Here is a 10,592-nt window from a genome sequence, read left to right as displayed (position 1 = left end):
GACCCGCGGGAGGCTGTCCGCCAACGCGCGGCCGCGAAACCGACACACAGGCGGCCCGACCAGAAACCGGCCAAACGGCGCACGAAGCGGGTCGTGGGCGACCACTACGCCAGGGCGTCGTATCGTGGGGCCGTGCACCGGCTATGCGCGGATGCCGGGGTGACGCAGTAGAGCCCGAACCAGCTCAGGAAGAACGCGGTGACGAGGGTTCGTGAGCGGTACGGCCTGGACGCGGCACAGATCGTCCTCGGCCACGCGGACGCGGACGTCACTCAGGTTTACGCGTGGGTGAACCGGGAACGGCTGGTGCAGGTGATGGGGGAGTTGGGGTAGCTACTTGCCGGGTTTCTTGTCTGTTTTCGGCGGCGGCGGCTGTGGTTTCTGAACCATCAGTTTTGTCACGAAGCTCCATGTTCTGCTGAATATGTTCTGCGTCATATTGTGCACCTCCGATCGTAACGGCCGCGAACGACAGCGCCGTCGCGACTCCCAGCAACAGTGCGATAAGGGCGCTCCGTTCGATCCATTCCCAAATACCCTTTCTGGAGAGTAGAATTGACCACTCTTCTCCACTCAAGGCCAGGGACGATTGCCGCGCCTCAATAAGGTAGCAGATCATGGAGAGGGCAAAACACGCGATGGAAAGCGCAAACAATATCTTTCCTGCGCAAGTCATTGTGGTTCCGTGTGCCAGTGTGACGAGGAGCGCGATTCCGCCGCCAGTCACGGTTAGCGCTATCCTGTAATACTTGTCCCGGGCGCTTGCCGCGAGAGCTTCTCTCTTTTTTTGCTCTGCCTCTGCTTCCGCGATGGTTTTCATTTGCGGGCGTCCGTCTCCGCCGCGTCTGGCGCGGTCGCCTGGCCGGTGAGCAGGTTCCGAATCTCGCACAGGTGGTGAAGTATCGGGGCGCCGATCCAGAGCAGGAATACAATCACCCACCCGCCCGTCACGTACACGGCGTACCGGATCAACTCGTGCGGTTCCGGCCGGCGATTGTATTCGTCGAAGATAAACGGCACCAAAAGCAGTACGAGTGCCAGTAGCACGGAAAAGAGGCCGAGTGCCACGGCCGTTATTGAATGCGTTCCGGCAATTTCAGGTCTCGTGTCTTCTGGCATTTCCTTCCTCCGTATTATAGGTTACAGCCTGTCAATTCTCTCTTGTAGGACACCGGACGGTCCAGCGATCAGAAACCGCACAAATTCATCCTGCGAAACCGCATACTGAGCGCGTTCTAGAAGGCGCGTTCGTGCGCTGTTTGGCGCAAGAAGCGCAAATGTGACAAATCCAGGGTATCTGCGAGATCCGTCCTCCGTGAGGCCTACACTGGTCGCGGCCTTCACTTGGACGCATAAACGGAGAACTCTCAAGGCACTTGACCACGGCTTATACCCATCAGCGGTATCATAGAGTGAATCTCCCACACCGAACGAGAACCATGCGCCCTGTGTCCACGTAAGCGCCTGGCTTTTGTTCTTGATTCGGATTGTTTGTTTAATGTCGAGAGCGCCATTAAAGCAAGGGGGGACGCACATATACCACCCATCGGCAATTCTTAACGGGTCCTTGAGGAGATCAGTGCTGCGCTTCTCCCTCGACGATTTCTCCCGAATGAGCGCATTGAGCAGTTGTAGCACATCCTCATTCACGGCCTTCCCCCGCATCGAAAAATCAAAGAAATAGTAAAGGATTTTTGGCCAAAAATCAATTATGATTGAGGTGTTGACAGAATTACGGCCTGCATGTACAGTGAGCGCAGAGAAAAGGGGTCGCAGGTTCGAGTCCCGCACCGCCCACCATATAACCATAATCAGGCCAATGGCTTACGACGATGAGCCGTTGGCCTTTTTGTGTGTCGGAAGGCCCAAGTATGACAGAAAGCATAACACCCGATTTGCAGTTTCTGACCACAGCCGGGCCAACCGCTCGAACACCCCGGTGTTGGACCGCCTCCGACGACCCTTGGAAATTCACAACTCCAGCTTCCGGACGCGAGTCAAAAGCGTCCAGGAATAGCGTGCGTTACGATACCCTTGACGGGCACCCGTCCGCTCTCCCTTGGCCGCCATAAGGTACTCGATCATCTCCGGCTTGAATATCTTCTGCATCAACCCCGCAACCAGCGGGCCCAGCATATCGGCATCCTGTTCCAAGACCACTTTCAAATCCGCCACGTTCGTGATACGCTTCTCTTGGTGCATGGGTGCTCTCCTTTCCGGGTTGAAGAGCCGGGTGGATTCTCGAGGTACTCATGCCCTCCTTTTGCTGAACTTTCGCGACACAACCTGAAACAGAGGAGGTTCATGTGTTCAAGAAAGCAGTCTTTCCCGGAAAGTACATCCAAGGCGTCGATGCTATTGGCGAATTGCCCGCACTGATAGATTTGCTGGGCAAACAGGCGCTAATATTGGCCTCGCCCTCGGTTAACGACAGAGTGCTCCCCACGTGCGGCCTCGATCTGAGTGCGCAGGCTATCCCCATCGAACTATTTCGCGGCGAGTGTTGCGAGAATGAGTTGACCCGATTGGCCGCTATCCTTACGGAGAAGCAGGTAGACGTTCTGGTCGGTATGGGTGGAGGCAAGACCATTGACACGGCGAAAATCGTCGCGGACCGTGCGAACATACCCGTGATTATTATCCCCACTATCGCTTCGACTGATGCACCGTGCAGCGGGTGTGCGGTGTTGTACTCAAACGACGGGATCTTCGATTCCGTATGCTATCAAAAAGCCAACCCGGCGGTGGTGCTTGTGGATGTGGGCATCATCGCGGCGGCGCCGGCGCGTTTTCTGGTGGCCGGAATGGGCGACGCGCTATCCACATGGTTCGAAGCCAGGTCCTGTGACCGGACCCAGTCTCCGAACGAGTGTGGCGGATATAGCACAATGGTCGGACTTCACATCGCCAAACTCTGTTATGAGACGCTGTTGGCGTACGGTGTGGGTGCTAAGACCGCCAGCGAAAGGCACCTTGTCACACCGGCCTTGGAGCGCATTGTCGAGGCGAACATTTTATTGAGCGGACTCGGGTTCGAAAGCGCCGGGCTGGCCACCGCCCATTCCATTCACAATGGCCTCACTGCATTGGCGGAAACCCATTCGTTCTACCACGGCGAAAAAGTCGCCTTTGGCGTTCTAGCCGGGCTCCAACTCACAGGCGCATCCGAAGACGAATCGTCCACGGTCTTCTCGTTCTGTGAGAACGTCGGTTTGCCGACCACGCTTGCCGACATTGGTCTAGGAAACGTTGGCCCGGGAAAGCTGATGGAGGCGGCTGAGAAGGCCTGCGCTCCCGGGCAGCCCGTCCATCACGAAGCAGGCGTGATTAGTCCCGAAAACGTTCTCAATGCCATGCTCGCCGCGGATGGCCTTGGCAAGGAAAGAAGAACTGGCAGAAAGTTCTCAGACCTTACCGGCCATTGAGCGCTGTGAGCCTACAGAAAGCCACGATGCCCGGAAGGGAGCCCACGAGCTCTCTGAGCAATTATTCGAGTGACTTCGCCACTGGCGGACCTCGCGCCGGATGCTGCCGTTCGGTCGCTCCGAATAGGGATTCTGCCTAGGACTTTGCGGCATCGTGAGTGTTTCTCCGGTCTCCATGTTTCTTGACGCGCCGTCGAAACCGATAACCGCAGACCGGGCTGCGGTCACGCGGCACCTACTTGCGTGTGGTGGCTCACGGAAATACCGGCTCCCTCCAGTTCTTCCGTGTTCCGCGGCCCATCCAACGTGGAATAACTATTGCTGATTTGCCCGGAATTTCGCAATGACGCCCGGAAAATCGAGCCGGCTTGCCTGACTGTCCCGAACGAGAACCTCCACACCTTCCACGGGATGTTCAGGGAGGCGCGACGCGGGGAGATGCAGAACGATCCGTTGCGGCGCTTGTCGCTGCGGAGGGTCCAACACCAGCCGGATTCCCTGTGCGGTCCCTCGTACCCGGAAACCCATTGGTCCGAAGTGGGTGGGGGCTCGTTCGACTCTGATCTCGTTGCCGTCGTCGAGCCACCAGTCAGGGACGGCGGTAAGCAGATGGAGTTCCTCCTCCTGCTCGTGGATAAACATGTGCCGGAACATCAGCGCATAGTTGGAGGCGCCCGTCACATGCGGGATCGTGTTACTCCAAGCAAAGCGGCGCTCGTAGAATATCCCCTCCGGAAATCCGTGAGCGGCTGTTGAGTGCAGCAAGTACCAATAGAATTCCTCAACGGTCTTCTCGTGCTCGCCCCGCGCCAGAGAAGCCATTGTGGTATACGCGGACATGTAGGGATGGATGGCGTTTTCGATTTTTCCATCCGTCCAACGGATCGTGCCTTCCACGAAACCGCCGAGGTACTTTTCGCGCACCTCGTTCATGGATGCCACGACCCGGGGGTCGTTCGCGGAAAACACGGGCGTCGGCCAAAGGGTCTCCGTGTTTCCCCAGTGCGTTCCTTCCTTTTCCCAGCTTGGCGGAAAATGCGGGAGCTCCGTGCGTTGCCAGGCCTTGTCGATGGCATCGCGATATTCAGCGGCTTCCTTCATCAACCGGTCCGCTTCGTCTGTCTTGCCCAGTGTCCGGGCCGCTTCCGCCGTACAGAGAAGCCCGCGAAGGTTCCAGAAATCGTACCCGAGGATATGATGCTTCCCATCCCAAAGGGACTCTCCATCGGCTGGCGCGGCGGGGAGCAGGCCCGCAAAAGGCGAGTCCGCCGGGGCGCTCCGCCTGGCCTGCATTGTCCATTCCGCGGCCTTCCGCATTTTGGGGTATACCTGGTCGAGCCAAGACCGATCCGCCGTGATCCGGTAATACTGCCAGAGAGCCCACAGTGCCTGGCCATTCGCGTCGAGTTGACCTTTCTGAGTCTCGAACCGTCCCTCGTCGGTCTGGTTTTCACTGAAGGGCTCAATGGCGTTTCGTGCCACGTCCCACAACCCCGCCTCCTCGAGTTCCATCACCTGGTAGGCGCCGTCGCGGATGTAGAACTGGTCGTAGAACCCCTCGCCGCCGTGCAGTTCACCGTGGTCGCTTGCAATGAGTTGGCAAACGTGAGCAGCCAGGTAAGCCTGCGAGGCTTTTTCACAGGGAACCCGAATGGAGGCCGCGTTCGCCATGATGTTCTGCCAATAGTGGAGGGTGCGGTCCAACCAGACGTCCGAGGCTTCGTGCGAGTAATCCGCGCCTTCAACCGGTTCCCACGGAATTGCCACGGCGCAGTCAATGGGCTTCTGCGGTTCCACCAGCCATGAGAACTCCTTGGGAGGGGCCAGGCTGGGCACTGGATGCCGCGACGCCTCGTAGGAGCCCGTCTGCTCGATCCGCAGCTTCCCCTCACACACAGCATCCCCTGTATTCACAACGCGGACGGCGATCCAATTGAGGAAGTTCTCGCCTTCACTCGGCCATCCAAATGCCTTTTGCCAATCACTCACCGAAGGCAGTGGCGTGGCCCAGAACATGAACTCGTAGCGGACAGGACCGTCCTGCGCGTCCAGGAGCACCACGGGCAGCCAGCCGTCCATCAGCCGCTTCGTCTGCTCGCGGCTCAAAGGAGTCAGATCCCCTCCAAATCGTATTTGTACGGAGGCTTTGTCTGCCTCGTCCTCACTGGTGCCAACAGAGGCGCCGATCATGAGCTTGTTGTCCGGTGTGATCCGCGTGCCTCGCGCGTAGTCTTTGAGTCCGATCACGCTCCATGAATTGTCGAAGTAATCGAAGGGGGCCTCAGCCCACCCCGGCAACGCCACCGCACAGACTGCAAGAAACCATCTCATTCCACCCATGGTTGTAAGCTCCCGCGTTTTATGTATCATAGGAATTCCGGGCATGTGCCGCAAAGAAATGAGCGGCTCCAGCGGACACGGTGGAGATTTGGCTTGATCGCGATAACAGAACGAGTAGAGGGAAGAAGCATGTTGGTGCGGCTGGCGGACCCGTTCCAGGAGAGCCCCTGATGCAACACGAGCAGCCTATGAGTTTGCGTGAGAGGCTGGCCAGAACGCTGTCGTTTGGCCCGGTGGCGCCCCCGCGATTTGAAAGCGAGTTTGCTGACGATACCGTGCAGCGTTGGCGCGAAGAAGGACGGTTTGACGATCTGACTCCCGCCCGGTTTTTCCACCTCGATTCGTTCGAGTGGCTGCCCCTGGAATTCCGCCTGGAACGAGAGCGCCGTCCCATAGTCAAGATCGAAGACGACATGGAAGCGTTTCAACAGTCGTTCCTGGCGCTTCGAAACAAGCCCTTCCCAGGAGATTGGAACACGAAGGAGTGGGAGGAGCGCACCTACCCGTTGGCGGCGGCGCCGTGGGACGAGGGATTCTTCCAGGTGATTGGGATTCACGACGGCGCCACCCTCAGCGAGGCCCTTGAGGTCGCTTGCGAGAGACCCGCCCTGGTGGAACAGCAAATGGACTTCTATGTGCACTACCTGGCCGAAATCCTGGAAAATGTGCTACGGGGCGTGACCATTGACTTTGCGATTTATTACGAACCCATCGCATCCAATCATGGAATTGTGATCTCGCCGGAAATGTATCGGCATTTCGTGCAACCGGTCCTGCGCCGGATAGTTGCCTGCCTGGAACGTCATGGGGCGCGGCACCATTTCATCTGGTCCTCGGGGCACGTGGAACCGCTGATTCCGGTTTGGCTCGAAACCGGCATCAATGGTTTCCTCCTGAGTCGCGGCGCCGAATGCGGAATGAATTATCTGGCTCTTCGGAGAAAGTTCGGAATGCATATCTGCTTCTTTGGCGGTATCGATTGGCGGGCGGTGATGGAAGGCCCGGCGGCTCTGCAAAGGGAGCTCGATGTTTCGGTGCGGCCGCTCCTCGAGCAGGGCGGGTATGTGCCGTTCTTGAACGACACAGTGCGTTCCTACATGTCATTTGACTGCTTTCAAAGGTATCGTGCCATGCTGGATGCGGTGGTTTCCGAATGGCCGCCGTAAGGGCGAAAGACTAATCCACGATCCCGGCTGTTACGAACGAATCAGTCGCCTGTAAGAATCTGACGGGATTAGGACGTATTCTGAAAATCTCAGACAGAGTTGTCTCGCAAAGGGTCGGCCATGTCGACGCCGGAACATCGTGCAGCTCGGCGGCGGTAGCAGCGGAGCACGCCGCCGAGGCGGTTACGGCAAGCAATGCTTCCTTCGACGCGGCCGGCCTCGTTGCCCAGCTCGATGAGATTGTTGCCGAGGCCTCGGTCCCACACCTGCAAATACTCGATGATGCGTTGCTGCTCCCGATTGAGCTGAGAAGCCAGAAACAAAACAAGCAGATGCCAGGGCCTGAGAATGAGATCCAACACCAAGGCGGGCAATTCTTCCCATATGAAGATGCGTGTGATGCCCGCACACTCAAGCCCAGTCAACCGCGGCCCACGACATGCGCGTTAAACTCAAACCAACTCACCAGAATGATTTACGACGTCGATTGAGTGTTCTGATCGTGCAGCATCCTTCCATCCAGACCGAGCCTTGGCCAGAAGGCTCCACAGCATCCGGTCGGCTGGCCGCGCCTTCGGCCTCGTGACGCTCCATTGACAGTGTATGCGGGTAGAGATCGATTTCCAAGGGGAGGGGCCGGGGCAAGCTGTTCCGTATGTTTTCTTCCGTCCCGTGCGTTTTGTTATACTTTCGTCACCTTTTTCCATTGCAAACGCATTTCCATGCCGTTTACAAACAACATTTCACACAGGAGTGGAGCATGTCGACCCCATCCGAAGGCATTCCCAGGAAGTATGATGCGAGCGCGATCGAGGACAAGTGGTGCGCAACGTGGAACGAGAGCGGCCTCTATGCGTGGAATCCCGAACCGGGCCGTGACGAGACCTTCGTAGTAGACACGCCTCCCCCGACCGTGAGCGGTTCCCTCCACGTCGGGCATCTTTTCAGTTATAGCCACCAGGATTTCATCGTTCGGTTTCAGCGCATGCTCGGGAAAAACATCTTTTTCCCCATCGGGTGGGACGACAACGGCCTGCCAACCGAGCGCCGCGTGCAGAATCTGTACAATGTCCGGTGCGAGCCTCATCTGCACTACGAGCCCAAGCTCGAGCGCGGCCGCGGCACGAAGGGCGAACCGCTTCCCATCAGCCGCCGCAACTTCATCGAACTCTGCAATGAGGTTACCCGCGAGGACGAAGAGGCTTTTCGCCATCTGTGGACGCGTCTCGGCCTGTCCTACGACTGGGACCAGGAATACGCCACCATCGACGCGCATTGCCGACTTACCTCGCAGAAGAGTTTCCTGGAACTCCTCGAAAAAGGCGATTGCTACCAGGACGAAACGCCCGTGATGTGGGATGTCGATTTCCGAACCGCCATCGCCCAGGCCGAGGTGGTCGACAAGGAAGTGGCCAGCGCCTACTACTACCTGCGCTTCCCCCTCCGCGAGCCCGACGGATATCTCGTGATTGCCACTACGCGCCCCGAGCTGCTGGCTGCGTGCGTCGCCGTCCTGGTCCATCCCGAGGACGAACGCTACACCTCGTACGTCGGCAAGCACGCGGTCACGCCGTTTTTCCATGTGCCGGTGCCCATCATGGCCGATCCGAAAGCCGACCCTGAGAAGGGAACGGGGGTGGTCATGGTATGCACCTTCGGCGACCAGACCGACGTCGAGTGGTGGCGGCAGTTTAACCTCCCCCTGCGCCAGGTGATCGGAAAAGACGGGCATCTGTTGCCGGTGACGTTCGGCGAACCCGGCTGGGAAAGCCTCCAGCCCGAAAAAGCCAACGCCATTTACGCGCGCATCGCCGGCATGTACACCAAACGAGCCCAGAAGGTCTTGATGGACCTCGCCGAGGAGATGGATGGCATCATCGACCGCCCCAAACAGGACATCACCCATCCCGTCCGGTTCTTCGAGAAAGGCGACCGGCCTCTCGAACTGATCCCCGCCCGGCAGTGGTACACGCGCATCCTCGACAAGAAAGACGCCCTCATCGAACAGGGCCGCAAGATTCACTGGCACCCGTCGTTCATGGGCAAACGGTACGAGTCCTGGGTCGAAGGGCTCAACCAGGACTGGTGCATGAGCCGTCAGCGTTATTTCGGAGTGCCGATCCCGGTCTGGTATCCGCTCGATAAGAACGGCAACGTGCAATACGCCAAGCCGCTCGTCCCTTCCGCGAAGCGTCTACCCATCGACCCGCTCGACCAAGTCCCCGAGGGTTACACCGAAAACCAGCGCGGCGTGCCCGGCGGGTTCACGGGCGACCCGGACGTCTTCGACACCTGGGCAACCAGTTCGCTCACGCCGCAGATCGCTTCGAAATGGGCGACCGACCCCGAGCGCCACAAAAAACTCTTCCCCATGGACATCCGGCCCCAGAGCCACGAGATCATCCGCACATGGGCCTTCTACACCATCGTCAAAGCTTACCTTCACGAGAACCAGGTCCCCTGGCGCAACGTCGTCATCAGCGGATGGATCCTCGACCCCGACCGTAAGAAGATGTCCAAGAGCCAGGGCAACGTCGTCACACCCGAACCCCTCCTCGACGAGTTCGGGGCCGACAGCGTGCGCTATTGGGCGGCCCGGGCCCGGCTCGGCGTGGATACCGCATACGACGAACAGGTGTTCAAGGTCGGCAAACGGCTGTGCACCAAGCTTTTTAACGCCAGCAAATTCGCCGTCGGCCGGTTCGAGAACATCGACGCCGCACAGTTGGGGCCCGAGAAGATCGTCGTCGAAACCGACCGCGCCGTCGTGGCCAAATTACGGGATACCGTCGCCCGCGCCACACAGTCGCTGCACGAGTTCGACTACGCGCAAGCCCTGATGCTCATCGAGGACTTCTTCTGGAAGGTCTTCTGCGACAACTACCTCGAGTTGGCCAAACCCCGCACCTACGACGAAGAACTCACGGATGGCCGTCTCTCGGCGGCAGCGACGTTGCGTCTGCTGCACCGCGCGATCGTGCGGATGTTCGCGCCGTACCTGCCCTTCCTGTGCGAAGACGTCTGGCACTGGTGCTACAGCAACGACAAGGGCATGCGCCCGTCCGTACATAGGAGCCCCTGGCCCGGCAACAACGAACTCGACGCCATAGCGGCACCATCGGATGCCCGGACCTTCGACATTGCCGTGGCGATCATCGAGGCGGTGCGCAAAGCCAAGGCCGACGCCAATCTCAGCATGAAAGCTCCCGTACAGAAGGTCGTTGTCTGCGCTGCCCCCGAGAGCCTGAAACTCGTAGATATCGCCAGGGACGATATCGTCCGCATGCTGAGCATCGAGACTTTCGAGACGCGCCAGGGCAAACCGGAACTGGGCGACGTGGATGTCAGCGTCACGCTTGCCCCAAACACAGGCGAATAGCGACCTCGCACACAGGCCCTTGTTCGACCCAAGTAAAGTGTAGCCCATCTGGGCGGATGTGGGAAGAAGCGCCACAGCAAAGAGCTGCTGTCACTGATTCTCAACTCTGATTCTCACTCAAGCTGCTAGAATGCCCGCCAAAACAATAAGCTTCGGCTTTCTTGCGTCCCGATCATTCCCCGTTGTGGTTCATCGCGTAGTACATGCGATGTCAGTAATCTTAGATTCGGAACAGTGAAAGGAGAAAGAGGGCACTCGCTTGCCAGTACCGTATCCGCGGTA

The 10,592-nt window shown here is 58.6% G+C and carries 8 protein-coding genes; 3 read left to right on the top strand and 5 right to left on the bottom strand.

Going from position 1 to position 10,592, the window contains the following annotated elements; all coding sequences use genetic code 11:
• Window positions 1-268: 268 nt before the first annotated feature.
• From PLJ71_21590 to PLJ71_21580, 3 genes are all read right to left on the bottom strand, one after another.
• Window positions 269-820 carry a hypothetical protein gene (locus PLJ71_21590; GenBank protein HQM51282.1) on the bottom strand — a complete coding sequence of 184 codons (552 nt, stop codon included), beginning with the start codon at window positions 818-820 and terminating at the stop codon, window positions 269-271.
• Entirely contained in the window at window positions 817-1,119 is a 303-nt protein-coding gene (locus PLJ71_21585) for a hypothetical protein (GenBank protein HQM51281.1), read from the bottom strand. Before PLJ71_21585 ends, PLJ71_21590 begins: the two co-directional genes overlap by 4 nt.
• Before the next feature lie 852 nt (window positions 1,120-1,971).
• On the bottom strand, window positions 1,972-2,202 hold the full coding sequence (locus tag PLJ71_21580) for a transposase (protein ID HQM51280.1): 231 nt from the start codon (window positions 2,200-2,202) through the stop codon (window positions 1,972-1,974).
• 104 nt (window positions 2,203-2,306) lie between these two features.
• Between PLJ71_21580 and PLJ71_21575 the strand changes: the two genes are divergently transcribed.
• Window positions 2,307-3,425, top strand: coding sequence for a glycerol dehydrogenase (locus PLJ71_21575; protein ID HQM51279.1), 1,119 nt, complete (start codon window positions 2,307-2,309; stop codon window positions 3,423-3,425).
• Between the two features lie 315 nt (window positions 3,426-3,740).
• Here PLJ71_21575 and PLJ71_21570 read toward each other — a convergent pair whose 3' ends face one another.
• On the bottom strand, window positions 3,741-5,765 hold the full coding sequence (locus PLJ71_21570; GenBank protein HQM51278.1) for a hypothetical protein: 2,025 nt from the start codon (window positions 5,763-5,765) through the stop codon (window positions 3,741-3,743).
• Window positions 5,766-5,935: 170 nt separating this feature from the next.
• On the opposite strand from PLJ71_21570, the gene PLJ71_21565 reads away from it, so the two are divergent.
• On the top strand, window positions 5,936-6,931 hold the full coding sequence (locus PLJ71_21565) for a uroporphyrinogen decarboxylase family protein (protein ID HQM51277.1): 996 nt from the start codon (window positions 5,936-5,938) through the stop codon (window positions 6,929-6,931).
• Window positions 6,932-7,020: 89 nt separating this feature from the next.
• Here PLJ71_21565 and PLJ71_21560 read toward each other — a convergent pair whose 3' ends face one another.
• Window positions 7,021-7,296 carry a hypothetical protein gene (locus PLJ71_21560; GenBank protein HQM51276.1) on the bottom strand — a complete coding sequence of 92 codons (276 nt, stop codon included), beginning with the start codon at window positions 7,294-7,296 and terminating at the stop codon, window positions 7,021-7,023.
• Window positions 7,297-7,691: 395 nt separating this feature from the next.
• On the opposite strand from PLJ71_21560, the gene valS reads away from it, so the two are divergent.
• Complete coding sequence (gene valS, locus PLJ71_21555) at window positions 7,692-10,310, top strand: valine--tRNA ligase (GenBank protein ID HQM51275.1); 2,619 nt, start codon at window positions 7,692-7,694, stop codon at window positions 10,308-10,310.
• Window positions 10,311-10,592 lie beyond the last annotated feature (282 nt).

The sequence above is a fragment of the Candidatus Hydrogenedentota bacterium genome (assembly GCA_035416745.1).
GTDB lineage: Bacteria > Hydrogenedentota > Hydrogenedentia > Hydrogenedentales > SLHB01 > UBA2224.
This window is presented reverse-complemented; position numbering and strand designations above follow the sequence as displayed.